A 24,785-nucleotide genomic window follows, 5' to 3' on the forward strand; every position below is an offset into this window, starting at 1 on the left:
ACACCGCTGTGAACATCGCCCTCGTCGTCAACCCCGCCGCCCGCGCCGGCGCGCACACGCACGCCGCGACGCGCACGACCGAGCGATTGCGCGAGCTCGGCCACACGGTCACCGTCATCAGCGGCGGCAGCGCCGAGGAATCGTCCGAGCTCATCCGCACGGCCGTCGAACTCGGCACGGACGCCCTGGTCGTCGCGGGCGGCGACGGCACGATCAACCTCGCCCTCCCCCACCTCGTAGGCACCGGCATCCCGCTCGGGATCGTGCCCGCCGGAACGGGCAACGACTTCGCGGCCCACCTCGGCATCCCCGAACTCGATCCCGCGACGGCGGCGGACGTCATCGCCGCCGGCAACGCGATCGACGTCGATCTCGCGCGGGTGACCGACGACGGCGGCGCCGAGCGGCTGTATGCGACGGTGCTCGCGAGCGGGTTCGACTCGTACGTCAACGACCGCGCGAACCGCATGACGTGGCCGCGGGGCGACATGCGCTACAACATCGCGATCCTCGTCGAGTTCCTCTTCCTCAAGGCGAGCCGGTACGCGATCGAGGTCGACGGCGAGCGCATCGACGGCCCCTTCGTGATGGCGAGCGTCGGCAACACCCGTTCCTACGGCGGCCGCATCCCGATCTGTCCGAACGCCGACGCGTCCGACGGGCTGCTCGACGTGACGGTCGTGCGTCCCGCAGGGCGCCTGAAGCTGCTGAAGCTGCTGCCGACGGTCTACAAGGGCACGCATGTGGAGCGCCCCGAGGTCGAGACCTATCGGGGCCGCAGCATCCGGCTCGATGCCACCGGCATCACCGCCTACGCCGACGGCGACCCGATAGCGGCCCTGCCGGTGACGGTCGACGTGGTGCCGGCGGCGCTGAAGGTGCTCGTACCGACGGGCGCCTGAAGGTCGAGCGGCTGTGTGATCGACGCGGACTCGTGCTGACAAGTCTTCGAGGGTCCGATCGGTCCAGCGATGGCGAGGAAAGGTCCATTGGTCGGCAGTGATACACCGTCGTCACGTAGGCGACTCGATCACCGTTGGCGATGGTCGACCACGAGGGAATCGCCTCCGTACGCGCACACGATCGAGACGATCCGGATGCCAGCGCCGAGATCTTCACGAACCTCTGTGTGCGCAGCGTCGGCCGGTTGCTCACCGGGCTCGATCGCGCCGCCGACGAACCGCCAGTCGACCCGCCGAGCGAGCAAAAAGCGCCGGCCAACCGAAATCACCACCGTCCGGCAGCGGTGCGTAGTTGTGTTCGAATGTCGGGGGTGGGTGGGATGCTGGAGGTATGGATCTTCTCACCCCTGACGAGGCGGCGGTGCTCGACGGTGTCGTGACGGCGTTGGTCGAGGCGCGTCGGGGGATCGCGGCGTTCCAGGCGTTGGAGGCGAGTCTGCTGGCGTCTGCGATGGCGCTGGGTGTCTCGCGTGCGGACGGGTCGCGGGGTGACGGCGACATGCCGGTGCGTGAGATCGCGGCCGAGATCGCGGCGGCGTTGCGGGTGTCCGATCGCACCGTCGAGCGTCGGCTGGTCGAAGCACAGCGCCTCGCGACGCGTTTTCCGGCGACGCTCATCGCGTTGACCGACGGGCGCGTTTCGCGGGCGCATGTCGATGTGATCGTCGCGGCGGGGGAGCGGATCGAGGATGCCGGGGCGCGGGCGGTCTTCGAGCAGGCAGTGCTCGTGGTCGCCGAGCGCGAGAGTGCGAGCCGACTCCGGCCGGTTGCGCTCCTGCTGGCCGAGCGGGTGATGCCGACCACCCTGACCGAGCGGCACGAGAGTGCGCGGGAGGAGCGCCGGGTCGAGGTGCAGGATCTCGACGACGGCATGGCGCAGCTGCTCGCGGTCCTGCCCGCGGCGCTCGCGCACGGGATCCGCGCCCGACTGTCCGCGATGGCGACCGCGGTGAAGGATGCCGATCCGGCCGAGTCCCGCTCGCATGATCAGCTCCGCGCCGATCTGCTGTCCGATCTGCTGTTGGCGGGTGAGCCTTCCGGTCACGACGCCGACGGGCAGCTGGGTGCGATCCGCGCCGAGGTGCACGTCACCGTCCCCGTCCTCTCGCTCGCAGGAGTCGACAGTGCCCCGGCGGTGATCGAGGGGTCCGCGCCGATCGACCCCGACACCGCCCGAGTGCTGTGCGCCGGCGCCCCAGGCTGGGAGCGGGTCCTCACGCATCCCGTCACCGGCACAGTCCTCGCTGTCGACCGGTACCGGCCGTCAGCCGACCTGCGGCGCACGCTGAGAGCACGCGATCAGCGGTGCCGATTCCCCGGCTGCCGCGTCACGGCCGCGCACTGCGACATCGACCACGTCCACGACCACGCCCACGGCGGAGCGACCGCGCACGACAACCTCGCCCACGTCTGCCGACGACACCACACGCTCAAACACCACTCCGCCTGGACCGTCACCCTCACCGCCGACCGCACCATGACATGGCGAAGCCCGACCGGACGCGAATACCCCGAATCACCCGCCCCACCCGGCATCGCATTCACCACCGACGGCGACCCACCCCCGTTCTGACAACATTCCGCGCGCACGCGGCCGATCGCAGAAGTGCCGGCGGCAACGAGCATCGAGTCGTTTGGGTGCGATCAAACAGCGCCCCCAGCGCCCCGGCGATCGAGTAGCGCGCGCAACGCGCGAATCGAGATCACGGGCTCGAGCGACCAGGAACCCGGATCGCAACGGCCGGTGCGTCGCGTTGCGTGCCGTCGGTCTAGTGCGTGGCCTGGACGGCGCGCAGTTGAGCGAGCACCTGGTCGCGGAGCTCTTCGGGAGCGGTCTCCTTGCACGCGCGCGCGACGACCTCGGTCAGGGTCGTCGCCACGAGGGCCTCCTGAGCGCAGTCCGGGCACGACGCCAGGTGCTCCTTGATGTCGGAGTGCTGGGTCTTGCAGACCTCGTTGCGCAGGTATTCCTCGAGGTCCCGCTTCGCCTTGTCGCAGCCGCAGTCGGTCATTTCTTCGCTCCCGTCGCGGCCACGTCGATGCCGCGCTCCTTCGCATAGTCGGCCAGCAGTTCACGGAGCATTCGCCTGCCACGGTGCAGACGGCTCATGACCGTGCCGATGGGGGTTTTCATGATGTCGGCGATCTCCTGGTAGGCGAAGCCCTCGACGTCCGCGAGGTACACCGCCAACCGGAAGTCCTCCGGGATCGCCTGCAGCGCGTCTTTGACGACGGATGCCGGCATGTGGTCGATCGCTTCGGCCTCGGCCGAGCGGCTCGTCGTCGCCGTCGTCGATTCCGCGCCGCCGAGCTGCCAGTCCTCGAGCTCATCGATCGTGCCCTGGTACGGCTCGCGCTGCTTCTTGCGATACGTATTGATGTACGTGTTCGTCAGAATGCGGTACAGCCACGCCTTGAGGTTCGTGCCCTGCGTGAAGGTGCGCCACGACGCGAACGCCTTGACGAACGTCTCCTGCACGAGGTCCGCAGCGTCGGCGGGGTTGCGGGTCATGCGCATGGCCGCGGCGTACAGCTGATCCATGAAGGGCAGTGCCTGCTCTTCGAACTGCGCGCTCGCGTCCTGCGTCTGTTCTGCCTGATCGGTCATCGCGGCCAAGTCTACGGCGGACGCCTGCCAGAGCCCTTCGAGGTCGTCGACGGATGCCGGCGGCGGCGTTCGATCGAGGATCGCGGTCACAATGCCCTTTCGAGTGGTAACGGTCGGTGTCGATTCCGCGGCCCGGAGGAAGCGGTTCAGTAGGGTAGAACCCGATGACAGCCGACGGGTATTCCCCCACTCCCGCACCGCGTCCGCGCGGCGCCTGGCGCGCGCCCATGGCCGCAGGACCCCTCGCGGCGACGGTGACCGTGCCGGGCTCGAAATCCTTGACCAATCGCGAGCTGATCCTCGCGGCGCTGGCCGACGGACCGAGCACGCTCACCTCTCCCCTGCACTCCGACGACTCGGCGCGGATGGTCGAGGCTCTTCGGGCGCTGGGCGTGGGCATCGAGTCCGTCTCGGGCGACGGTCCATTCGGCGACGACCTCGTCGTGACGCCGACCTGGCCGTTCACGGGCGGCTCGACGGTCGACTCGGGTCAGGCCGGCACCGTCATGCGGTTCGCGGCCCCTCTCGGCGGCTTCGCGAAGGGCGATGTGACGCTCACGGCGCACGAGAGCGCACTGCACCGCCCGATGGGCGCCATGATCAAGACGCTGCGCGACGTCGGGGTGGACATCGACGACGGCGGCCACTGGGCGCTTCCGTTCACGGTGCGCGGCCACGGGCACGTGCGCGGCGGCGAGGTGTCGATCGATGCGAGCGCGTCGAGCCAGTTCGTCTCGGGACTGCTGCTGGCCGCACCGCGATTCGACGTCGGTCTGCACCTGCACCACGTCGGCGAGCGTCTGCCCAGCATCCCGCACATCGACATGACGGTCGAGTCGCTCGCGCACCGCGGTGTGCACGTCGAGCGCCCGGCACCCGACGAATGGATCGTCCCCGCCGGAGCCATCCGCGGCAAGGACGTCGCGATCGAGCCCGACCTCTCCAACGCCGCGCCGTTCCTCGCGGCCGCGATGATCGCCGGCGGGTCGGTCGGCGTCACCGGCTGGCCCGCGCATTCGACCCAGCCCGGACACATGCTCGCCGACATCCTCTCGGTGATGGGCGCCCGCACGGCGCGACGGGGCGGTGTCCTCACCGTGTCGGCGGGATCCGGCATCCAGGGCGTCGATCTCGACCTCTCGGCCGCCGGCGAGCTCACGCCCACGATCTTCGCGCTCGCCGCCTTCGCCGATGCGCCCACGACGCTCTACGGCATCGGGCACATCCGCGGCCATGAGACCGACCGCATCGCCGCCCTCATCGGCAACCTCCGCGCGCTCGGCGGTGAGGCCGAAGAGCTCGAGGACGGCATCCGCATCGTTCCGCGTCCGCTCCACGGCGGGGTGTGGCGCGCGCACCACGACCACCGGCTCGCCACGACGGGAGCCATGATCGGGCTCGCCGTCCCCGGCGTCGAGGTCGACGACATCGGCACGACCGCCAAGACGATGCCGCAGTTCCCCGAGCTGTGGGCGGGGATGCTCGCGGGTGTCGGCGTCGATGCGGGGGCGATGCAGGCATCGTGAGCTGGCTCGATCAGGGCGAGGACGACGACGAGGACGACTTCGACGAAGCCGACATCCGCGTCCGCCCCAACCCGAAGGCCAACCGTCCCCGCACGAAGCGTCGACCCGCGCACGCCGACGCCGAGATCGCGCGAGTGCTCGGCGTCGATCGCGGGCGCTACACGGTCCTCGTCGACGAGGATCGTCCCGACGAGCGCACGATCCTCGCCGTCCGGGCGCGGGAGCTGCGCAAGACACCGATCGTCACGGGTGACCGGGCCCGCGTCGTCGGGGACCGCTCGGGCGACGAGGGAACCCTCGCGCGCATCGTCGGGATCGAGGAGCGCACGTCCCTGCTGCGGCGGAGCGCGGACGACACGGACCAGGTCGAGCGCATCATCGTCGCCAACGCCGACCAGATGCTCGTCGTCGTCGCCGCGGCCGACCCCGAGCCCCGTGAGCGGCTCGTGGACCGCTACCTCGTCGCGGCGCTGGACGCCGGCATCCGTCCCCTGCTCGTGGTGACGAAGACCGACCTCGCCGACCCGTCGGAGTTCCTCTCGCACTTCGACGGGCTCGATCTCGAGGTCTTCACGAGCGCGCAGGACGAGATGCCGCTCGAGCGCGTCGGCGCAGCGCTCGTCGGCCATTCGACCGTCTTCGTCGGGCACTCCGGTGTCGGCAAGTCGACCCTCGTGAACGCGCTGGTGCCCGACGCGAAGCGCGCGACGGGACACGTCAACGTCGTCACCGGCCGCGGTCGGCACACGTCGAGCTCGACCGTTTCTCTGCGCTACCGCGGCGAGGGCGGGTCGGGCTGGGTCATCGACACCCCGGGCGTGCGGTCGTTCGGCCTCGGCCACGTCGATACGGCCAACATCCTCAAGGCCTTCACCGACCTCGCCGTCATCGCCGAGGAATGCCCCCGCGGCTGCACGCACCTGCCCGACGCGCCCGACTGCGCGCTCAACGAAGCGCTCGCCGAGGGCCGCCTCGGGCCCAACGGCGCCGGGCGACTCGACTCCCTTCAGCGCCTGCTGGAGACCTTCGGCGAGAAGTTCGGTCACAGGCCTGACTATCGTGGAGGGTGTGACTGAACGCCTCGAACCCGGTGACCTCGCCCCCGCCTTCACGCTCGTCGACCAGGACGAGCGTCCCGTCTCGCTCGAGAGCCTGCGGGGTGGCCCCGTCATCCTCTTCTTCTATCCCGAAGCCATGACGCCGGGTTGCACGAAAGAGGCGTGCGACTTCCGTGACAGCCTGGCTCCCCTGCAGGCCGCGGGCTACACGGTCCTCGGCATCTCGCGCGACGCCCCCGAGAAGCTCCGCCGCTTCCGCGAGCGCGACGGCCTGGACTACGACCTCCTCTCCGATCCCGACCACGCGGTGCACGAGGCGTACGGCGTCTGGGGCGACAAGCTCAACTACGGCAAGGTCGTGCAGGGCGTCATCCGCTCGACGTTCGTCCTGGACGCCGAGGGCCGCGTGACGCAGGCGCTCTACAACATCAAGGCGACAGGCCACGTCGCCCGACTGCGGACGCTGCTGGGCGTCTAGGAGGGCTCGTCCGCGGAGCGGATGGATGCCTCGCGCCCCGCGTCGCGCGCGTCGAGCACGAGCAGCACGAGCGCGATGACGGCGGGGATCGCGATCTCCACCCCCAGGATGGGGTGCGCGTAGGCCCCTGTCGTGGCTCCGATCGCGACCGCGAGGATGAGCGCCTGGGTCACGATGCCGCCCGAGCGCCCCCACGAGCGCCCGCGCAGGAGCGCGAAGGCGAACGCGATCACGATCACGGCGCCGACGGCGGTGAGGACGATGAGCGCGAGGGCGCTGTCGATCGCGACGGTATCGCCGGCGACGACGGCTGCGACCTGCCAGATCGTGAGCGCGACGAGCGCGACGCCCTCGAGCCCGACGATCAGCGCGGCGAGCGCGCGGACGACCTTTGTTCGCATTCCTCAGAATCCTTCGTTCGATGCGCCGCCGATTGTGCGAACCCTCCAGCACTGTGAGGCAATGCACAGCAAGATGCACAGAAACGGCCCGTTCATCTCTTGATCGCACCCATGTGCTATGGGACGATAGATGAAGCCGTGTGCTCCCACAGCGACGTGGGGCGAGCGATCCGCTCGCACTCCCACAGGGTACCCGACCCGAATCGGGCGCCCCCGCAAACCGACATCCCGCAACAAGGAGCACCACCATGGATTGGCGCGACAAGTCCGCCTGCCTCACCGTCGACCCCGAGCTGTTCTTCCCCGTGGGGAACACCGGTCCGGCCGTCGAGCAGATCGAGAAGGCGAAGTCGGTCTGCGCCCGGTGCACCGTCACCGAAGTGTGCTTGCAGTACGCCCTCGAGACCGGTCAGGACTCGGGCGTGTGGGGTGGCCTCTCCGAGGACGAGCGCCGCGCGCTCAAGCGCCGCGCCGCACGCGCCCGCCGCGCGAGCTGAATCGGCGGGATCGTCCGTTGAGCTGACGTCGCGAGACGAACGCCTCAGCCCCTCGGGCGGGCGATGTAGCGCAGCGGGATGTCGATCGTGACCTCGGTGCCCGCCCCCGTGGCGGTGTGCCAGTCGATCGTTCCCCCGAGCTCGCCCTGGATCAGTGTGCGCACGATCTGCGTGCCGAGGCCGCGGCCGACCTGACCTTCGGGCAGACCCACGCCGTTGTCGCGGACGGTGACCTCGAGCCGCTCGTCGGACCGCTCGGCGATGATCTCGACCTCGCCCTCGGTGCCGGCGAGCCCGTGCTCGACGGCGTTCGTCACGAGCTCGGTCAGCGCGAGGGCGAGCGGCGTCGCGTATTCGCTCGGCAGCGTGCCGAAGCGTCCCGTCGTGCGAGTGACGGCGCGGGTCGAGGGGGCAGCGGCGACCTCGGCGATGAGCTTGAGAGCGCGATCGAAGACGTCGTCGAAGTCGACGTTCTGTGCGAGCCCCTCGGAGAGCGTGTCGTGCACGACGGCGATGGCCGACACGCGCCGCATCGCCTGGGTCAGGGCATCCTTCGCCTCCTCGGAATGCGAGCGGCGCGCCTGGATCCGCAGGAGGGACGCGACGGTCTGCAGGTTGTTCTTGACGCGGTGGTGGATCTCACGGATCGTCGCGTCCTTCGTGATGAGCTCCTGCTCCTGATGGCGGAGTTCGGACACGTCGCGGCACAGCACGATCGCTCCGATGCGGGTGCCGTGGTCGCGCAGCGGGATCGTCCGCAGTGACACGGTGACCCCTCGCGCCTCGATGTCGGTGCGCCAAGGAGCGCGGCCCGTCACGACGAGCGGAAGCGACTCATCGAACTGCCGCTTCTCGGGAAGGATGCTGGTGGTCACCTCGACGAGGGACTCCCCCTCGAGCTCGTCGTCGAATCCCATGCGGTTGAACGCCGACAGGGCGTTCGGGCTGGCGAAGGTCGTGACGCCGTCGACGTCGAGCCGGATGAGGCCGTCCGAGGCACGAGGAGCCCCGCGCCGGGGAGCCGTCGGGGCCGACAGGTCGGGGAACTCACCCGATGCGACCATGCCGAAGAGGTCGTCGGCGCAGTCGTTGAACGTGATCTGCTGCCGACTCGGGGTCCGGGTCTCGCCGAGGTTGGTGTGCCGCGTCAGCACGCCGATCGTGACGGCCGGCTCGGCTCCCCGCGAACGCACGATCGGGACGGCGCGCACGCGCGTCGGGGTCTCTTCGAACCAGTCCGGAGAGGCCGAGTCGACGATGCGGCCGGTCTGGAAGGCGTCCCGCACCTGCGTCCGCCACTGCGGGCGCACGCGATCGCCGACGATGTCGCGATAGAAGAGCGTCGCAGCACCGCTCGGGCGCGTGTGCGCGACGGCCGTGAAGCCGTCGTCGGCGGTCGGCACCCAGATGACGATGTCCGCGAAAGCGAGGTCGGCGAGGAGCTGTCCGTCACCCGCGAGGCGGTGGAGCCACTCCACGTCGTCCTCACTCGAACGGCCCTGGGCATAGACGAGATCGCTGAGGGTCGACACCCTTCCAGCGTAGGGCCGTTCGGCTCGCTACGCGGCGCGACGGCCCTTCGCCGCCGGCCGGAGCGGCCGCTTCCGCTGCGCTGCGACGGGCGTCGGGACGATCGCCTCGCCCACGAAGCGGCGAACGGCGAGCGTGAAGGGCGACTTGGGCGCGGCCTCGCCGATCGCCTGTCCCGCGAGCAGCGCCGCGTCGACCGATCGCGGATCCTGGGGCAGGAACCAGATCTCGTCGACACCGCCGAACCGATCGAGCGCACGGCGCACCTGGCCACGGGCATCCATCCCCATCGTCCCGGGACGAAGGCGATTGGCCACGACCACGACGGGCGTCGCGCCGATCGCCGCGCGCAGGTCGGGGTACGCGCGCAGGAAGCGCGAGATGCCCACCGGGTCGGCCCCGACGACGGCGACCACGAGGTCGGCGGCGTCGAGCGCGGCGAGCGTCGCCGCGTTCCGCCGCGGACCCTCGAGGTCGCTCACGATCTCCTCATCGCGCTCGAGTGACGAAGCGACGTCCACGACGGTGTGATCCGTCCATCGGGCGCACTCCGCCAGGGCTGCGCACACGCGGGTATCGGACAGCTCCGGCCAGCGCGACGGGCGGTTGAGGCCCGTCAGCACGTCCACCCCGGTGCGCCCGAGCGGCACACTGATGCGCGTCAGCTCGCGCGCGTCCAGGCGCCCGAGCTCCGCCTGCCGGCACGCCGCCGCGAAGCCCGGCCCCTCATCGGCGAGGCCGAGCGTGAGAGCGATCGAGGGAGCGTGCGCGTCGGCGTCGACGAGGGCGACATGCTTCCCCCCGCGCGCGAGTTCCACGGCCAGTTCGATCGCGACCGTCGAGCGGCCCGGCGCACCCGCCGCGCCCCAGACCGCGATCGTCCGCGGTCCGCGCGGCCCGTCCGTCTCAGCGCCCGAAGGGGCGTCGGCGTCGCGGGGCCGTGTCCGCAGCAGATCCGCGAGACGCCAGGCCTCGATCTCGAGATCGTGCGGCGGCTCGAGCCCGTACGTCGCGGCGAGACGCTCGGCATCCCTCCCGCTCCCGAGCGGTACGATCCGCACGCCCGCGCGATCGCAGCCCGAGACGAGCCCGGCCGAGGCCGCCTCGCGTGTGAGCTCGAGGATGAGCGCATCCGCACCCGCGAGAGCGCGGGCGGTGGCGCCGGCCGCGTCACCGAGCGCCGCGTCATCGAAGAACCACGAGGGTTCGGATGCCGTCATCACGGCGAGCACGTCGATCCCCTCGTGGCCAAGTGCGCTCGCGAGATCGTCGCCGTGCGCGGCATCCATCGCCACCACGACCTTCATCGACGCGCGCCCGACGTCGGCACGACCGAGAGCGCGGACTCCCCCGCGATAGCGGACAGCACGTCCGAGACCTCGGACCGCGCGATGACGACCTCGAGCGCCGCGGCACCCCCGCCCATGACCGAATCGTCGCGGGTGACGGCGACGACCGTCGCATCCGCCACGAGGATGCGCGGAGCATCGTAGACGCCGCGCTCCACGAGCGGCGCCGCCCACACCTCGACGACGGTGCCGGCCGCGACCGACGACGGCACGTCTGCGGCGCTGCGCAGCACGACACTCGTCGTGCGCGTGTCGTCCGCCGAGCCGATCGCCTCCGCCGGAAGCAGCTCGCCCGAGCTGATCGTGCGCGTCGCGACGACACCTTCCGCAAGGTCCGCCTGCGTCGCATAGACCCCGTCCACCGGACCGAGCGCGACCTCCACGAGCCGGACGTCGTCGGCCGTGACGGTCTCGCCCGGTGCGATCGTGCGGATGACGGCGACGACCGGGGTCGTCTGGCGCGCGCTCGTGACGACGAACCAGACGCCGGCGATGGATGCCACGACCAGCGCGATGCCGAGAAGGAAACGGGCATCGGACCAGATCGCGGGGCGGCGCGTTCTCGAGGGATCGGGTGCGGTCATGCCTCCATCGTGAACGACCCGCCGGAAAGCGCCGTGCCGTTATCCACACCCGCGAGTGCACCTCTGCGCTCTCGCCGGGTCGCGACGATAATGGGGGGATGCCCCACGTCCCGACCTCCGCCGTGCGTATGCTCGCGCCCGCGCAGGCGGCCGAGATCCTCGCGGTGTCGGTCGACGAAGTGATGTCCCTCGTGCAGGCCGGCGAGCTGCGCGGCGCGCGCGTCGGTGCACCCGCACGGTGGCGCATCGATGAGGCGAGCATCGCCGACTACCTCGACTCGCGCGCCGAGATCGCCCGGCGCATGGCTCTGTGGAACCAGTCGCAGGAGGCGAGCTTCCCCGAGCTGTGGGGCACCGGCCCCGTCCGTCACAGCGACTGACTACGGGACGGCCGCGGCATCCGTCGCGAGCCACGCGATCGCCCCGAACGCGACGACCCGATGCCCCGTGACGACGTCCGCCCGGCGAGGAGTGCCCGGCTCGTGCAGCGCGAGGTCGAGATGGTCCGCGCCGGCTCGATCGATCGTCCCCGCGAGGCTGCGGCCCCGCATGAGGTGGACGACCACGGCGCTGCGGCGGCGTGCGAGATCACGCAGGACGAACCCGAGCGTCATCCGCTCGACGATCGAGGACGTCGCCGGCGCCGGACGCGCGGAGTGCAAGAGCTCCGCGTGTGGCATGCCCACCGCTTCGATCGAGGTGAGCGGCACGATCATGCCTCGCGCTCGACCCTCGGCGGATGCGAGCCCCACCCAATCGGCGCCGACCCCCGTGACCGTCGCGACGTGCCGGGAGCCGTCGGCGGTCTCGAACGTCGCCGCCGGACGATCCGACCCCGCGAGCGCCTGAAGCCGGTCGCGGAGTGAGACCCGCGACAATCGCAGCCGCTCCGCCTCGGTGTCCAGGGCCGCGCGCTCGGCCTCCCACTCGGAGGCGAGCTGATCCTCGAGGTCGTCGAAGAATCGGTCCCAGCGCACTCGGGCAGAGTAGGCGAATCATCACGAAGCTGTCACAAGTTCTCCACAGCAGGCAGCATGATTCTTCCGGGGAGTTCCTCATGTGCTGTACTTCTCGACAAGACATCCCCCCTGTCGAGATAGGCACCCATTGGCAACGATGCCCTCGGGTTCAGCACGCGCAAGCGTCGGCTTCCGTGAGCCGTTCGAGCTGAACCACTTCTTCGCACCGCAGCGCACGTCGGCGGCGGCGCTGCCGGATCCTGAGCCGTTTGTTCGCAACCTCACGCGCGGAGTGCTCGAAGCGCTCGCGGGTGTGCGCGAAGTCGATCAGCTCGCACGGTGGCTCACCGAGGACGCGTTCCGTCGGCTCGTGACGCGCGCCAATCTGGCGACCCGCGCTCGCTCCGCCCGGGGCGTCCCCGCGAAACGCCCTGTGCACGCGATCCTCTCGCTTCGGCAGCAGTCCCCCGCCGACGGCGTCGTCGAGGCGGTCGCCGTCGTGCAGGGTCCGGCACGCACGCGCGCCGTCGCGATCCGGCTCGAGGGCATGGACGGTCGCTGGCGCGCGACGTCGCTCGCGATCCTGTAGCGAGGCCGGCGTTCGGATCGGCTTCGACGACGCAGCCGGTCCGACCGTCATTCGGCGTCGATGAGCTCCAGCAGTCGGTGACATGCGTCCTTGATGTCGTCATGCCCGAACTGCGCCGCACGGCTCTGCGCCGCGATGACTCCCGAACGATGGACTTTCCGGAAGTCGCCGATGGGGAACGACCACGCCTCCTTGGTCTCGCGATCCGCCGTCTTGTCGACCCCGAGGTGCCAGTGCGCATACTCCGTCCAGCCGTCGCGCTCGATGAAGGAGTTCTCCTCGTCGGGCGTCGGCGCGGCATCCGTCCAGTCGCCCTGACCGTCGCGCACCACCTTGCCGTCGCTCACGAGCGCCCGCGCCTGGGCGAGAGCGGGATTGTTCAGTTCGATCGCCATGCCACGACGATAGGCACGAGCACCCGACGGCGCGAGGGGGTTGACGTCACTGGCGGTAGGACGACAGGAAGTTGCCGAAGCGCTCGATCGCCTCGCTCAGCACCCGCGACTCCGGGAGGGTCACGATGCGCACGTGATCCGGAGTCGCCCAGTTGAACCCCGTCCCCTGGACGAGCAGGACGTGTTCGGCGACGAGGAAGTCGAGCACGAGCTTCGCGTCGTCGCGGATCTCGTGCACCTCGGGATCCAGGCGCGGGAACGCGTAGAGCGCTCCGCGCGGCATGACGCACGTGACGCCCGGGATCGCCTCGAGGCCCTCCCACGCGGCATCCCGCTGCTCGTGCAGACGACCCGTCGGCGCGATGAGAGCGTCGATCGACTGGACCCCCGACAGCGCCGCCTGGACGGCGTGCTGCGCGGGGACGTTCGGGCAGAGACGAGTGGATGCCAGGAGCGTGATCCCCTCGATGAAGCCCGATGCGTGGTGTTTGGGCCCCGTGATGACGAGCCAGCCAGAGCGGTAACCCGCGACGCGATAGGTCTTGGACAGCCCGTTGAACGTGATGCACAGCAGGTCGGGAGCGACCGAGGCCAGGGGGATGTGGACGGCGTCGTCGAAGAGGATGCGGTCGTAGATCTCGTCGGCGAGCAGGAGCAGCGAGTGCTCGCGCGCGATCTCGGCGATGCCCTCGAGAACCTCGCGAGAGTAGACGGCGCCGGTCGGATTGTTCGGGTTGATGACGACGATCGCCTTCGTGCGCGGCGTGACCTTCGACCGGATGTCCTCGAGATCGGGCTGCCACTCGTTCGACTCGTCGCACACGTAGTGCACCGGCGTGCCGCCGCCGAGGCTCGTCATGGCCGTCCACAGCGGGTAGTCCGGCGCGGGGATGAGGACCTCGTCGCCCTCGTCGAGAAGCGCCTGCATGGTCATCGTGATGAGTTCGGATACCCCGTTGCCGAGGTAGACGTCGTCGGGCCCGAAGGGCGGGAACGTCGGGTCCTGCTCGTAGCGGTAGACGACCGCACGCCGCGCGGCCATGATGCCGCGGCTGTCGCTGTAGCCGTGCGCGTGCGGGATCGAGTCGATCATGTCGCGCACGATCTGGAACGGCGCCTCGAAGCCGAACACGGCGGGATTCCCCGTGTTGAGCTTGAGGATCGTGTGACCTTCGGCCTCGAGCCGGTCCGCCTCGACGAGCGCCTGTCCGCGGATCTCGTACAGGACGTTCTTCAGCTTGCTCGACTGGTCGAGAGGACGCAGGGGACTCATCGGATCAGACTACCGGCGGCCGGAAGGTGCCAATCGACCGCAGGTGGCTCGTCGCTTCGTCTCGCTGCGCTCGCTCAGCGAACTGAGCGAGGAGCGCAGCGACGAGACGAGACGACGAGACCGCCGCTACTTGTTCTTCTCCTGCGCGCGGCGCTGGGCACGGTTCAGGGGAGCCTGCTGCGGCGCGGGAGCCGCAGCATCCGTCCGCTGTCCGAAGGCCCCGCGGGCCGGCTCCGCCGCCGGTGCGGCCGGGGCGGGAGCCGCCGATGCCGCGGCGGCGGCCTGGCGCAGACGCGAGGTCGCCGCCTGCTGCACCTGACCGCGGTCGTTTCGCACTTCGACTTCGCCCGCGTCGTTCGCGGCCGAGTACTGCAGACGCTGCCCGTCGACCGGCGCGGCCCCGAGACCCTTCGCCTCGACCTGCGTCACCGCTTCGCCCTCGCCCTGCTTGCGGACCTCGACCTCGAGGTTGTAGAGGTAGCCGACGGACTCCTCCTTGATCTGCCCCATCATCGACTGGAACATCTGGTACCCCTCGCGCTGGTACTCGATGAGCGGGTCGCGCTGGGCCATGGCCCGCAGGCCGATGCCGTCCTTGAGGTAGTCCATCTCGTAGAGGTGATCGCGCCAGCGGCGGTCGAGCACCTGGAGCACGACACGGCGCTCGAGCTCGCGCGTGGCGGGCTCGCCGAGCGACTCCTCGCGGTTGCCGTAGGCGATCGTCGCATCGGAGAGGATCTCGCGCTTGAGACCGTTCGCGTCGATGCCGCCGCGACGGCCGGCGGCTTCGGCGACGACCTCGTCGATCGTGACACTGACCGGGTAGAGCGTCTTGAGCTCGGTCCACAGCGCGTCGAAGTCCCAGCTCTCGGTGTGACCCGAGCCGGTGTGGTCATCGATCACGGCGTTGACGGCGTCTTCGATGAAGTGCTGCACGCGGCCGGCGATGTCATCCCCTTCGAGGATGTGACGGCGGTCGGAGTAGATCGCCTCGCGCTGGCGGTTGAGCACGTCGTCGTACTTGAGCACGTTCTTGCGGATCTCGGCGTTGCGCGCCTCGACCTGGCTCTGGGCACTCTTGATGGCGCGTGAGACCATGCCGGACTCGATCGCGACGTCGTCAGGGAAGTTCGTGCGCGCGAGGATCGCCTCGGCGGCCCCGGACTGGAACAGGCGCATGAGGTCATCGGTGAGCGACAGGTAGAACCGGCTCTCGCCCGGGTCGCCCTGACGGCCCGAACGGCCGCGAAGCTGGTTGTCGATCCGGCGGGACTCGTGACGCTCGGTGCCGAGGACGTACAGGCCACCGGCCTCCACGACCTTCTCGGCCTCGGCGCCGACGGCCTCCTTCGTGGCGGAGTACGCGTCATCCCAGGCCGCCTCGTACTCGTCGGGCGTCTCGACGGGGTCGAGGCCCTTCGCCTTCATCTCCTGCACGGCGAGGAACTCTGCGTTGCCGCCGAGCATGATGTCGGTGCCACGACCGGCCATGTTCGTGGCGACCGTGACGGCGCCCAAGCGGCCCGCGCGGGCGACGATCTCGGCCTCGCGCGCGTGGTTCTTGGCGTTGAGGACCTCGTGCTTGATGCCCTTCTTGGCGAGGAGGCGCGAGAGGTACTCGCTCTTCTCGACGCTGACCGTGCCCACCAGGACCGGCTGGCCGGTCTCGTGGCGGCGCGCGATGTCTTCGACGACCTGCGCGAACTTGGCCGTCTCGTTCTTGTAGACGAGGTCGGACTGATCCTTGCGGATCATCGGCTTGTTCGTCGGGATCGGCACGACGCCGAGCTGGTACGTCGACATGAACTCCGCCGCCTCGGTCTCGGCGGTACCGGTCATGCCCGCGAGCTTCTCGTATAGGCGGAAGTAGTTCTGCAGCGTCACCGTCGCCAGAGTCTGGTTCTCGGCCTTGACCGGCACCGCCTCTTTCGCCTCGATCGCCTGGTGGATGCCCTCGTTGTACCGGCGCCCGACGAGGATGCGACCCGTGTGCTCGTCGACGATCATGACCTCTTCGTTCATGACGACGTAGTCGCTGTCGCGCTTGAAGAGGGCCAGCGCCTTGATCGAGTTGTTGAGGAACGAGATGAGCGGCGTGTTCGCCGACTCGTAGAGGTTGTCGATGCCGAGGTAGTCCTCGACCTTCTCGATGCCGGGCTCGAGCACGCCGATCGTGCGCTTCTTCTCGTCGACCTCGTAGTCGACGCCCGGCTCGAGGGTCTTCGCGATGCGCGCGAACTCGACGAACCAGCGGTTGGCCTCGCCCGACGACGGACCCGAGATGATGAGCGGCGTGCGCGCTTCGTCGATGAGGATCGAGTCGACCTCGTCGACGATGGCGTAGAAGTGGCCCCGCTGAACGAGGTCCTCCTTGCGCCACGCCATGTTGTCGCGCAGGTAGTCGAAGCCGAACTCGTTGTTCGTGCCGTAGGTGATGTCGGCGTTGTACTGCTCACGACGCACTTCGGGGGTCTGACCCGCGACGATCGTGCCGGTCGTCATGCCGAGGGCCCGGTAGATGCGGCCCATGAGCTCGGACTGGTACGACGCGAGGAAGTCGTTGACCGTGATGACGTGCACGCCCTTGCCGGCGATCGCGTTGAGGTACACCGGGAAGGCACCGGTCAGGGTCTTGCCCTCACCGGTCTTCATCTCGGCGATGTTGCCGAGGTGCAGCGCTGCGCCGCCCATGATCTGGACGTCGTAGGGGCGCTGGCCGAGCGTGCGCTTGGCCGCCTCGCGGACCGCGGCGAACGCCTCGGGCATGAGCTGGTCGAGCGTCTCGCCGGCCTCGTGGCGGGCGCGCAGCTCGGCGGTCTCGCTGCGGAGCTCCTCATCGGTCAGCTGCGCGTAGTCCTCTTCGAGGGCGTTGACGGCCTTCACGACCTGCTGCAGGCGGCGGAGGATGCGGCCCTCGCCGGCACGGAGCAGTTTCTCGAGAGGGTTTGCCACGGACGTCTCCATCTTTCGGGTGGGGCGCCGGAAGGGCGCCTGTGCCGCCGGGCGCGATGGCGCCCAGGCATACCTGCCCATGTTACCCGTCCGTGATCTTGGAGTGGGCTGTGGATGCCGGGGGCCGAGCGTGAGACGACCGGTGCGTGCCGGACACCAGAAGAGGGACGAGCGCGCGTCACCGCGATATATGTATGCTCGGAAACTACATACGGGGTATGCATCGGAGCAGCCCCACCCCGGCGCCCCGGCGCCCCGAGATCTCGGCGCCGCCGCGCCGGAGAGGATGTCATGGTCGTCTGGCGCCGCTGGGTCTTCCCGATCCTCATGGTGGTCGTGTTCGCGCTGATCGCCGCCGCACTCGTGAAGATCGCCTTCTTCCCCGACAGCACCGAAGCGGTGGTCGAGCCGTCGGCCCAGATCTCCGACACGGTCGTCACCGTCGAGCAGGGCGAGGTCGTGAACGCGCTCACCCTCCCCGGCACGGTCGCGCGCGATGCCGCCTTCCCGATCAAGTCGACCGTCGACGGCACCGTGACGGCCGTACACGTGGGCGAAGGCCAGTCGGTCGCGGCCGGCCAGGTCCTCGTCACGATCAAGCAGGGCTACCCCGTCAAGAACATCGACATCACCGCGCCCGAGGCGGGCGATGTCTCCGAACTCGCGGTCGTCGCGGGGCAGGCGACATCCGTCGGCGCCGACCTCATGAAGCTCACGCCGGCCAGGTACCACGTGCTGTCCACCGTCGAGCCCGTGCAGCTCTACCGTCTCATCGGCGCGCCGACCGAGGCATCCGTCACCATCCAGGGCGGGCCCGCGCCGTTCACCTGCACGGGTCTCAAGGTGCAGGTGGCCGAAGACGGCACGACGAGCGTCCGCTGCGCGATCCCCGGCGATCAGGTCGTGTTCGCAGGCCTGCAGGCCGAGCTCGGCATCGACATCGGGACGGTGACGGATGCCCTCATCGTGCCGACGACGGCCGTCAAGGGCGGCTCGGGCTCGGGCGTCGTGTGGGTCGACGCGGGCGACGGCAGCGAGCTCGAGGAGCGCGAGGTCGCGCTCGGCGTGAGCGACGGCACGATGGTCGAAGTGACCGAGGGTCTCGAGCAGGGCGAGATGATCCGTCAGTTCGTGCCCGGCATCGCCGCCGCGAACGAGCCCGTCTGCTACGACGACGGCATGGGCGGCGAGTACTGCGAAGAGCAGGGATGGAGCTGGTGACGCTCGTCGAACTCGACGGCGTCACCAAGAACGTCCTGCTCCCCGACGACAGTCGTCTCGAGATCCTCAGAGGCATCGACCTCGCCGTCGCCGCCGGCGATCACGTCTCGATCGTCGGGCGCAGCGGATCGGGCAAGTCGACGCTGCTCAACATCCTCGGAATGCTCGACGCACCGTCATCCGGTTCCGTGTCCTTTCGCGGCGACCTCGTCCAGAGAATGGGCCCGGCGAAGCTCGACCGGCTGCGCGGACGCAACGTCGGCTTCGTCTTCCAGCAGTTCAATCTGCTCTCGGGGCGCTCGGCGCTCGAGAACGTCGCGATGCCGCTGAGCTATGCGAAGGGGCGCGAGTACTGGTCGCGCAACCGGGTCGCCGCAGAGATGCTCGATCGCGTCGGCCTCTCGCACCGCATCGAGTCGCCACCGGAGCAGCTCTCGGGCGGTGAGCAGCAGCGCGTCGCGATCGCCCGCGCTCTCGTGCGCCGGCCCGCGCTCATCCTCGCCGACGAACCGACCGGTGCACTCGACGTCGAGACCGGGGGCGCCGTCATGACGCTCCTGGATGACATCGCGTCGGAGGCGGATGCCGCGCTCGTGACGATCACGCACGACGTGCATGTCGCGGCCCGTGCCCGGCGCCACTACCGGCTCGAGCACGGCGTGCTCTCGCCGGTCGAGCTGGATCTGGCGTTCCGCGAGACCGCGCTCGGCGCGATCGCCGAAGCGGAGGCGGGCGCATGAGCGGCTTCGTCGGAGCGCTCGTCGACGCCTGGTCGGAGCTGCGCCACCACAAGCTGCGCGTCATGCTGAGCCTCATCGGCATCGCGGTGTCGGTCGGCGCGATCGCCGCCGTCGTCTGCCTCGGCGAGTACCAGCGGCAGATCCAGACCGAGCAGTCCGACCGCTACGGCGGCCGCCTCGCGACGGTGCAGGTGACGGCGTTCACGACCGACGGGTCCCCGATGGACTGGATCGCGTTCGACGAGCGCGTCGATCGCGTGAGCGAGCGCTACGAGTTCTCGCACCGCACGCGGGTCGTCGACGGGCTCTCGGTCGGCGTCCAGACGCCCGATCAGCTGCAGGCGACACCGCTCAAGCTCGTCGATCCGGCGCATCCCGTCATCCATCGCACTCCCCTGCTCGAGGGCCGATGGCTGCGGGATGCCGACAGCGAACTGCTCGCGTCGCCCGTGGTCGTGACGGAGGCGCTGTGGGATGCCTTCGGGCGGCCGGCTCTGGACGGCTTCGCGATCCGCCTCGACGGCGCCCTCGCGGGAACGCATCCCGTCGTCGGCGTGACACCACGGCAGTACCTCGGCGACGAGGAGAAGCTCGTCACGGCTCTCTTCGACAGCTACGCCGCCGGGGTCGACACGTTCCCCGTCGAGGCGTACGTCATGTGGGAGATGTGGGTGCCCGACGACCTCGTCGCCGAGCTCGGTCCCGTGCTCGCGATGGACCTTCGCGCGGGCCTGGACGGCGTCGAGGTCGGGGTCATGCGCACCGACTGGGGGTCGCGGCCCGAGATGCAGGCGTCGTTCGCGCTGTTCGAGATCATCACGGGCTCGATCGCGGGGCTCGTGCTGCTGCTGGGCGGACTCGGGCTGGTCAACATCCAGCTCGTCGCGATGCGTCAGCGCATCCGCGAGATCGGTGTGCGCCGGTCGTTCGGCGCGACGGGCGGTCGCATCTTCACGTCGGTCCTGCTCGAATCCGTCGTCGCGACGGCCGTCGCCGGAATCGTCGGCATCGCCATCGCGATCGCGATCATGCGCGCGCCGTTCGTGCTGCAGATGTTCCAGGGGCTGCAGGACGTGCCCCCGTTCCCGCTCCGCGCGGCGGTCATCGGTCTCGTCTCGGCGGTCGCGATCGGCGCGCTCGCGGGCTTCATCCCCGCACTCGTGGCGGTGCGCGCGAAGGTGATCGACGCGCTGAGGTTCTGACGGGTTCTGGATTGTGGATGCCGGGTATGTATATACTCGGTAACTAGATACCCGGTATCTACAAAGGAGCCCCATGTCGGTACGTCAGAGCCTGCTCGCGATCCTCGATCAGGGGCCGTGCTACGGCTATCAGCTGCGGGCGGAGTTCGACCGACGCACGGGTTCGACCTGGCCCCTCAACGTCGGCCAGATCTACAACACGCTCGACCGCCTCGAGCGCGACGGGCTGGTCGAGAAGGACGACGTCGACGAGCAGGGCCACGTCTACTGGCGGATCACGGACGCCGGAACAGCCGAAGTCCGCGACTGGCTGTCCGCACCCGTCGCGCGCGGACAGGGGACGCGCGACGAGCTCGCGATCAAGCTCGCCGTCGCAGCGACCCTCCCCGGTGTCGATGTGACGGCGATCATCCAGACGCAGCGCCGCGCCTCCCTCGCGCAGCTGCAGGAACTGAACCGCGCGAAGTACGCGGGATCCAGCCCCGACGGACCGGAGGAGCTCGCCTGGTCGCTCGTCGTCGACTCCATGATCTTCGCCGCCGAGGCCGAGGTCCGCTGGCTCGACCACACCGAGCAGCGGCTGGCCCTGCATCCCGAGCACGCTCTCACCCTCGAGCTCGCGACCGAGCGTCCGAAGCGCGGGCGCCCGGCGCGCGACGCGATCGCGTGAGCGTGATCTGAGACGAATCGGGCTCTGCCGGACATTACACAGTGAACCCACAGAGAGGACTCCCCCATGACCTCGATCGTTCCGCCCCTCGACCCCGCGGCGCTCGCACTGCCGCCGACGCAGCCCGTCGACATCACCGAGCTCGCCTGGGCGAGCGTCCATCCTCGCTGATCCGCGCCTCACTCCATCAGCGGCCGTCTCGGTCGGAGAATCGCGTGAAAGTCGGAGGATTCGCGCGCAATCCTCCGACGCAGGCGACATTCTCCGACGTTCGCGTCGGCGAGATCGGGTGCGATGGATGCCGGGGCACCGGCATCCTGTCGCCTCCCAGGCGCCACGCACTAACCTGAAGCGTGACCGAGACCGAAGAGACCACGCCCGACACCACCACGTTCGCCGACCTCGGCCTCGGCGACAAGGTGCTCGCCGCGCTGCGGGACGTCGGGTACGAGACCCCGTCCGCGATCCAGGCCGCGACGATCCCCGTCCTGCTCGAGGGCCGCGACGTCGTCGGTCTCGCCCAGACCGGCACCGGCAAGACCGCCGCGTTCGCGCTGCCGATCCTCGATCGGCTCGACGTTTCGCAGAAGACGCCGCAGGCGCTCGTACTGGCTCCGACGCGCGAACTCGCGCTGCAGGTGTGCGAGGCGTTCGAGAAGTACGCTTCGCATGTCAAGGGCGTGCACGTGCTCCCGATCTACGGCGGTCAGGGCTATGGCGTGCAGCTCTCGGCGCTCCGCCGCGGCGTCCACGTCATCGTCGGCACCCCTGGCCGCATCATGGACCATCTCGCCAAGGGCACGCTCGACCTCTCGGAGCTCAAGTACCTCGTTCTCGACGAAGCCGACGAGATGCTCAAGATGGGCTTCGCCGAGGACGTCGAGACGATCCTCGCCGACACCCCCGACACGAAGCAGGTCGCCCTCTTCTCGGCGACGATGCCGGCATCCATCCGCCGCATGTCCCAGCAGTACCTGCACGATCCCGAAGAGATCACGGTCAAAACCAAGACGACGACCTCGTCGACGATCACGCAGCGCTACCTGATGGTGTCGTTCCCGCAGAAGATGGATGCCCTGACGCGGATCCTCGAGACCGAGAACTTCGACGGCATGATCGTGTTCGGCCGCACCAAGAGCGTGACCGAGGAGATCGCCGAGAAGCTGCGCGCCCGCGGGTACTCCGCCGCCGCGATCAACGGCGACGTGGCCCAGCCCGTCCGCGAGAAGACCGTCAACCAGCTCAAGTCGGGCAAGCTCGACATCCTCGTCGCGACCGACGTCGCCGCGCGCGGACTCGACGTCGAGCGCATCTCGCACGTCGTGAACTTCGACATCCCGACCGACACCGAATCGTACGTGCACCGCATCGGCCGCACGGGTCGGGCGGGCCGCACGGGTGACGCGATCAGCTTCGTGACGCCGCGCGAGCGCGGGCTCGTCCGCGCGATCGAGCGCGCGACCCGCCAGGAGCTCACCGAGATGCCGCTGCCGAGCGTCGACGAGGTCAACGTCACTCGGCTCGCTCGCTTCGACGATCGCATCACCGCGGCTCTCGGAGAGACGGAGCGGATCGAGCGCTTCCGCGACATCATCGCCCACTACGTGCGCCACAACGACGTGCCGGAGGTGGATGTCGCCGCCGCCCTCGCCGTCGTCGCGCAGGGCGAGTCGCCTCTGCTGCTCGAGGCCGAGCCCGAACGCCCTGCGCGCTTCGAACGCGACCGACCCGAGCGGCCGAACCGGTTCGAGCGCGACGGCGACGAGCGCGGCCCCCGCAAGGAGCGGACTCCTCGTCCCGGCATGGCGACCTACCGCATCGCCGTGGGCAAGCGGCACCGCATCGAACCGCGCCAGATCGTCGGCGCGCTCGCGAACGAGGGCGGTCTCAAGCGCGACGACTTCGGCATGATCCAGATCCGGCCGGACTTCTCGCTCGTGGAACTGCCCGCGGACCTCCCCCGCCAGACGCTCGATCGCCTCGCCGAGACGCGCATCTCGGGCAAGCTCATCGAGCTGCGCCCCGACACGGGTCGGCGCCCGCGCCACGACGACGAGAAGCCGTTCCGCAAGCCCCGCCACTGACCACGGGCCCGCAGGTCAGGCGACCGGGAAGGCCTGCACCGCGGCATCCAGGTCGTCGTAGATCTCGTCGTCGGCGATGCGGTCGCGCAGGCGGTAATGGCCGAGCGCGGTGAGCAGCGACGGCTCCGGGCGGGCGAGGACGAGACGGATGCCGCGGGCCTTGAGCCAATCGAGAAGCGACGCGAGGTTCCGGCCCGCCGAGTAGTCGATGTTCGAGATGCCCGAGCAGTCCAGCACGAGCCACTGCACGGGGTTCGGTGCGTGGTCCACGACGTCCTGCACGCGGTCGACGAAGCGCGACGCGTTGGCGTAGAAGAGGTCCGCGCCGTAGCGGAAGACGACGAGCCCGGGTGACGTCTGCTGCCCGGGCGCGGCGTCGTTGTAGACATAGCCTCCCGACGCGGCAGCGGAGAGCACGAACGCGCGCGCCTTGTACTGCCGCTGCAGCACGTCGACGAGCGAGAGTGCCAGTGCGAGGACGACACCGGCGCCGACACCCACGATGAACACCGTGAGCGCCGTCGCCAGCGCGATGACGAACTCGATCCAGCGCTCGCGCGCGATGCGCACGAGGCCCCGGATGTCGATGAGTTCCAGGCCGATCATGAAGACGACTCCGCCGAGCACCGCCTTGGGCAGGTCGGTCAGCAGCCCCGTGAGGAACAGCAGCACGATGAGCGTCACGATGACGACTGTGATGTTGGCGACCTGGGTGCGCCCGCGCTGACTGTCGAGGATCTGCGTCTTGGTCGGCGAGCCGTTGACGACGAACGTGCCGCTGAACCCCGCGGCGAGGTTCGCCGCGGCGAGCCCCACGATGTCGCGGTTGACGTCGGCGCGATCGCCGTGCTTCATGGCGAAGCTCCGTGACGTCGCCGCGCTCTGGGCGATGATGATGACGAAGCAGGCGAACGCCGTCGACATGACGGCGGGGATGTCATCCCACGTGATCCCGGTCGGGAAGCCGATCGGCGGCAGTCCGCCCTGGATCGCGCCGACGACGGCCACGCCCGAGGCCGAGGCATCCGTCACCGCCGACAAGGTGAGCAGGCCGACGACCGCGATGATCGCGCCGGGGATCCTGGGCAGGAAGATCTTGAACCCCGCGATGATGCCGATCGTCGCGGCGCCATACGCGATCGTCGGCCACGAGACGTCGCCGAGCGATGAAATCCACGCCCACTGCTGCTGGAACCAGTTGCCCGAGCCCTTGGGCACCCCCAGGAGGTCCGGGATCTGACTCGCGGCTACCTGGATGCCGATGCCCGTGAGGAAACCGATGAGGACGGATGCCGAGAGGAAGTCGCCGATGAATCCCAGGCGCAGCAGGCGCGCGACGAAGAGCATCACCCCGCACACGATGGCGGTCAGCCCGCACAGCGCGACCCAGTCGGCGGAACCCGGGGTGAGGCCCGCGATCCCCGCACCGATGAGACCGGACGCCAGGATCGCCGCCGTCGCGGAGTCGCCGCCGACGACGAGGAGCTTCGACGAGCCGAGCAGCGCGAAGGCGAGCAGTGGCAGGAGGATCGTGTAGAGCCCTGTGACGACCGGCGTCTGCGCGATCGAGGTGTACCCCATGACTTCGGGGATCGCGATGGCGGCCAGCGTCACGCCGGCGAGGACGTCGGGGGCGAACCAGGCCGCCTTGTAGCCGCGCAGCGAGACCGGGACGAGTGCTTTCGGGAGAGCCATGCATCCTCCGTG

24 protein-coding genes and 1 pseudogene are annotated in these 24,785 nt (G+C 69.6%); 13 read left to right on the plus strand and 12 right to left on the minus strand.

From position 1 onward, the window contains the following. Positions 1-8: 8 nt before the first annotated feature. Entirely contained in the window at positions 9-902 is an 894-nt protein-coding gene (locus tag MA876_RS13740; protein WP_248150387.1) for a diacylglycerol kinase, read from the plus strand. Positions 903-1,030: 128 nt separating this feature from the next. On the opposite strand, the pseudogene MA876_RS19400 reads toward MA876_RS13740, so the two are convergent. Continuing rightward, positions 1,031-1,237: pseudogene (locus MA876_RS19400) on the minus strand (NUDIX domain-containing protein); the annotation flags it as partial. A gap of 56 nt (positions 1,238-1,293) precedes the next feature. On the opposite strand from MA876_RS19400, the gene MA876_RS13745 reads away from it, so the two are divergent. After that, entirely contained in the window at positions 1,294-2,535 is a 1,242-nt protein-coding gene (locus MA876_RS13745) for an HNH endonuclease signature motif containing protein (protein WP_248150390.1), read from the plus strand. A 196-nt stretch (positions 2,536-2,731) separates the two neighbouring features. Here MA876_RS13745 and MA876_RS13750 read toward each other — a convergent pair whose 3' ends face one another. Together MA876_RS13750 and MA876_RS13755 are read right to left on the minus strand one after the other, a co-directional pair. Further along, positions 2,732-2,974, minus strand: a complete 243-nt coding sequence (locus MA876_RS13750; RefSeq protein WP_248150393.1) for a zf-HC2 domain-containing protein — start codon at positions 2,972-2,974, stop codon at positions 2,732-2,734. Next, positions 2,971-3,570 (minus strand): sigma-70 family RNA polymerase sigma factor, encoded by a 600-nt coding sequence (locus tag MA876_RS13755; protein WP_248150396.1) that lies wholly within the window; start codon positions 3,568-3,570, stop codon positions 2,971-2,973. The genes MA876_RS13750 and MA876_RS13755 overlap by 4 nt, the downstream gene beginning before the upstream one ends. A gap of 164 nt (positions 3,571-3,734) precedes the next feature. On the opposite strand from MA876_RS13755, the gene aroA reads away from it, so the two are divergent. From aroA to bcp, 3 genes are read left to right on the plus strand one after another with little or no spacing between them, the layout of a single operon-like run. Then, positions 3,735-5,096: a 3-phosphoshikimate 1-carboxyvinyltransferase gene (gene aroA, locus MA876_RS13760; RefSeq protein ID WP_248150405.1), complete on the plus strand. Its 1,362-nt coding sequence runs from the start codon at positions 3,735-3,737 to the stop codon at positions 5,094-5,096. Further along, positions 5,093-6,172 (plus strand): ribosome small subunit-dependent GTPase A, encoded by a 1,080-nt coding sequence (gene rsgA / locus MA876_RS13765; protein ID WP_248150407.1) that lies wholly within the window; start codon positions 5,093-5,095, stop codon positions 6,170-6,172. The genes aroA and rsgA overlap by 4 nt, the downstream gene beginning before the upstream one ends. Further along, the gene (gene bcp, locus MA876_RS13770; protein WP_248150418.1) at positions 6,165-6,632 is read left to right on the plus strand and encodes a thioredoxin-dependent thiol peroxidase; all 468 of its coding nucleotides are present in this window, start codon (positions 6,165-6,167) and stop codon (positions 6,630-6,632) included. Before rsgA ends, bcp begins: the two co-directional genes overlap by 8 nt. On the opposite strand, the gene MA876_RS13775 is transcribed toward bcp, so the two are convergent. Further along, complete coding sequence (locus MA876_RS13775; protein ID WP_248150420.1) at positions 6,629-7,033, minus strand: histidine kinase; 405 nt, start codon at positions 7,031-7,033, stop codon at positions 6,629-6,631. The two genes, bcp and MA876_RS13775, sit on opposite strands and share 4 nt — an antisense overlap. 248 nt (positions 7,034-7,281) lie before the next feature. Between MA876_RS13775 and MA876_RS13780 the strand changes: the two genes are divergently transcribed. Next, a complete protein-coding gene (locus MA876_RS13780; protein ID WP_091492034.1) occupies positions 7,282-7,530 on the plus strand; it encodes a WhiB family transcriptional regulator in 249 nt (82 codons plus the stop codon). A gap of 44 nt (positions 7,531-7,574) precedes the next feature. Here MA876_RS13780 and MA876_RS13785 read toward each other — a convergent pair whose 3' ends face one another. From MA876_RS13785 to MA876_RS13795, 3 genes are read right to left on the minus strand one after another with little or no spacing between them, the layout of a single operon-like run. After that, a complete protein-coding gene (locus tag MA876_RS13785) occupies positions 7,575-9,062 on the minus strand; it encodes a sensor histidine kinase (protein ID WP_248150422.1) in 1,488 nt (495 codons plus the stop codon). Between the two features lie 27 nt (positions 9,063-9,089). After that, positions 9,090-10,367: a CpaE/TadZ family protein gene (locus tag MA876_RS13790; RefSeq protein WP_248150424.1), complete on the minus strand. Its 1,278-nt coding sequence runs from the start codon at positions 10,365-10,367 to the stop codon at positions 9,090-9,092. After that, a complete protein-coding gene (locus MA876_RS13795; protein WP_248150427.1) occupies positions 10,364-10,993 on the minus strand; it encodes an SAF domain-containing protein in 630 nt (209 codons plus the stop codon). The genes MA876_RS13790 and MA876_RS13795 overlap by 4 nt, the downstream gene beginning before the upstream one ends. A 98-nt stretch (positions 10,994-11,091) precedes the next feature. Here MA876_RS13795 and MA876_RS13800 point away from each other — a divergent pair, with 98 nt between their 5' ends. Beyond that, positions 11,092-11,373, plus strand: coding sequence for a helix-turn-helix domain-containing protein (locus MA876_RS13800; RefSeq protein WP_248150430.1), 282 nt, complete (start codon positions 11,092-11,094; stop codon positions 11,371-11,373). Here the strand turns inward: MA876_RS13800 and MA876_RS13805 are convergent, their stop codons facing one another. Then, on the minus strand, positions 11,374-11,970 hold the full coding sequence (locus MA876_RS13805) for a hypothetical protein (protein ID WP_248150433.1): 597 nt from the start codon (positions 11,968-11,970) through the stop codon (positions 11,374-11,376). 139 nt (positions 11,971-12,109) lie between these two features. Between MA876_RS13805 and MA876_RS13810 the strand changes: the two genes are divergently transcribed. Continuing rightward, positions 12,110-12,541: an Rv3235 family protein gene (locus MA876_RS13810; RefSeq protein WP_248151122.1), complete on the plus strand. Its 432-nt coding sequence runs from the start codon at positions 12,110-12,112 to the stop codon at positions 12,539-12,541. A gap of 47 nt (positions 12,542-12,588) precedes the next feature. On the opposite strand, the gene MA876_RS13815 is transcribed toward MA876_RS13810, so the two are convergent. The 3 genes from MA876_RS13815 to secA all read right to left on the minus strand — a co-directional run bounded on the left by MA876_RS13815 (position 12,589) and on the right by secA (position 17,161). Beyond that, complete coding sequence (locus tag MA876_RS13815) at positions 12,589-12,936, minus strand: hypothetical protein (protein ID WP_248150436.1); 348 nt, start codon at positions 12,934-12,936, stop codon at positions 12,589-12,591. Positions 12,937-12,982: 46 nt separating this feature from the next. After that, the gene (locus MA876_RS13820) at positions 12,983-14,209 is read right to left on the minus strand and encodes a pyridoxal phosphate-dependent aminotransferase (RefSeq protein WP_275563041.1); all 1,227 of its coding nucleotides are present in this window, start codon (positions 14,207-14,209) and stop codon (positions 12,983-12,985) included. 126 nt (positions 14,210-14,335) lie between these two features. Then, positions 14,336-17,161, minus strand: coding sequence for a preprotein translocase subunit SecA (secA, locus tag MA876_RS13825; protein ID WP_248150445.1), 2,826 nt, complete (start codon positions 17,159-17,161; stop codon positions 14,336-14,338). A 291-nt stretch (positions 17,162-17,452) separates the two neighbouring features. Here secA and MA876_RS13830 point away from each other — a divergent pair, with 291 nt between their 5' ends. The 5 genes from MA876_RS13830 (at position 17,453) to MA876_RS13850 (ending at position 23,078) form a co-directional block, all read left to right on the plus strand. Further along, complete coding sequence (locus MA876_RS13830) at positions 17,453-18,382, plus strand: efflux RND transporter periplasmic adaptor subunit (RefSeq protein WP_248150448.1); 930 nt, start codon at positions 17,453-17,455, stop codon at positions 18,380-18,382. Next, on the plus strand, positions 18,370-19,122 hold the full coding sequence (locus MA876_RS13835) for an ABC transporter ATP-binding protein (RefSeq protein WP_248150451.1): 753 nt from the start codon (positions 18,370-18,372) through the stop codon (positions 19,120-19,122). The genes MA876_RS13830 and MA876_RS13835 overlap by 13 nt, the downstream gene beginning before the upstream one ends. Next, complete coding sequence (locus tag MA876_RS13840; protein WP_248150453.1) at positions 19,119-20,324, plus strand: ABC transporter permease; 1,206 nt, start codon at positions 19,119-19,121, stop codon at positions 20,322-20,324. The genes MA876_RS13835 and MA876_RS13840 overlap by 4 nt, the downstream gene beginning before the upstream one ends. Before the next feature lie 73 nt (positions 20,325-20,397). Beyond that, positions 20,398-20,994: a PadR family transcriptional regulator gene (locus MA876_RS13845; protein WP_248150455.1), complete on the plus strand. Its 597-nt coding sequence runs from the start codon at positions 20,398-20,400 to the stop codon at positions 20,992-20,994. Positions 20,995-21,347: 353 nt separating this feature from the next. Beyond that, a complete protein-coding gene (locus MA876_RS13850) occupies positions 21,348-23,078 on the plus strand; it encodes a DEAD/DEAH box helicase (RefSeq protein ID WP_248150458.1) in 1,731 nt (576 codons plus the stop codon). Between the two features lie 15 nt (positions 23,079-23,093). On the opposite strand, the gene MA876_RS13855 is transcribed toward MA876_RS13850, so the two are convergent. Continuing rightward, positions 23,094-24,773 carry a SulP family inorganic anion transporter gene (locus MA876_RS13855; RefSeq protein WP_248150460.1) on the minus strand — a complete coding sequence of 560 codons (1,680 nt, stop codon included), beginning with the start codon at positions 24,771-24,773 and terminating at the stop codon, positions 23,094-23,096. Positions 24,774-24,785: the final 12 nt, after the last annotated feature.

The organism is Microbacterium aoyamense (assembly GCF_023155855.1).
Lineage (GTDB): Bacteria > Actinomycetota > Actinomycetes > Actinomycetales > Microbacteriaceae > Microbacterium > Microbacterium aoyamense.

Excerpts from the sequence above, each read along its gene's own strand:
- MA876_RS13745 (WP_248150390.1), top strand. The coding sequence starts at position 1,294 with ATGGATCTTCTCACCCCTGACGAGGCGGCGGTGCTCGACGGTGTCGTG.
- MA876_RS13750 (WP_248150393.1), bottom strand. The coding sequence starts at position 2,974 with ATGACCGACTGCGGCTGCGACAAGGCGAAGCGGGACCTCGAGGAATAC.
- MA876_RS13755 (WP_248150396.1), bottom strand. The coding sequence starts at position 3,570 with ATGACCGATCAGGCAGAACAGACGCAGGACGCGAGCGCGCAGTTCGAA.
- aroA (WP_248150405.1), top strand. The coding sequence starts at position 3,735 with ATGACAGCCGACGGGTATTCCCCCACTCCCGCACCGCGTCCGCGCGGC.
- MA876_RS13775 (WP_248150420.1), bottom strand. The coding sequence starts at position 7,033 with ATGCGAACAAAGGTCGTCCGCGCGCTCGCCGCGCTGATCGTCGGGCTC.
- MA876_RS13780 (WP_091492034.1), top strand. The coding sequence starts at position 7,282 with ATGGATTGGCGCGACAAGTCCGCCTGCCTCACCGTCGACCCCGAGCTG.
- MA876_RS13790 (WP_248150424.1), bottom strand. The coding sequence starts at position 10,367 with ATGAAGGTCGTGGTGGCGATGGATGCCGCGCACGGCGACGATCTCGCG.
- MA876_RS13795 (WP_248150427.1), bottom strand. The coding sequence starts at position 10,993 with ATGACCGCACCCGATCCCTCGAGAACGCGCCGCCCCGCGATCTGGTCC.
- MA876_RS13800 (WP_248150430.1), top strand. The coding sequence starts at position 11,092 with ATGCCCCACGTCCCGACCTCCGCCGTGCGTATGCTCGCGCCCGCGCAG.
- MA876_RS13810 (WP_248151122.1), top strand. The coding sequence starts at position 12,110 with ATGCCCTCGGGTTCAGCACGCGCAAGCGTCGGCTTCCGTGAGCCGTTC.
- MA876_RS13815 (WP_248150436.1), bottom strand. The coding sequence starts at position 12,936 with ATGGCGATCGAACTGAACAATCCCGCTCTCGCCCAGGCGCGGGCGCTC.
- MA876_RS13820 (WP_275563041.1), bottom strand. The coding sequence starts at position 14,209 with ATGAGTCCCCTGCGTCCTCTCGACCAGTCGAGCAAGCTGAAGAACGTC.
- MA876_RS13830 (WP_248150448.1), top strand. The coding sequence starts at position 17,453 with ATGGTCGTCTGGCGCCGCTGGGTCTTCCCGATCCTCATGGTGGTCGTG.
- MA876_RS13835 (WP_248150451.1), top strand. The coding sequence starts at position 18,370 with ATGGAGCTGGTGACGCTCGTCGAACTCGACGGCGTCACCAAGAACGTC.
- MA876_RS13840 (WP_248150453.1), top strand. The coding sequence starts at position 19,119 with ATGAGCGGCTTCGTCGGAGCGCTCGTCGACGCCTGGTCGGAGCTGCGC.
- MA876_RS13845 (WP_248150455.1), top strand. The coding sequence starts at position 20,398 with ATGTCGGTACGTCAGAGCCTGCTCGCGATCCTCGATCAGGGGCCGTGC.
- MA876_RS13855 (WP_248150460.1), bottom strand. The coding sequence starts at position 24,773 with ATGGCTCTCCCGAAAGCACTCGTCCCGGTCTCGCTGCGCGGCTACAAG.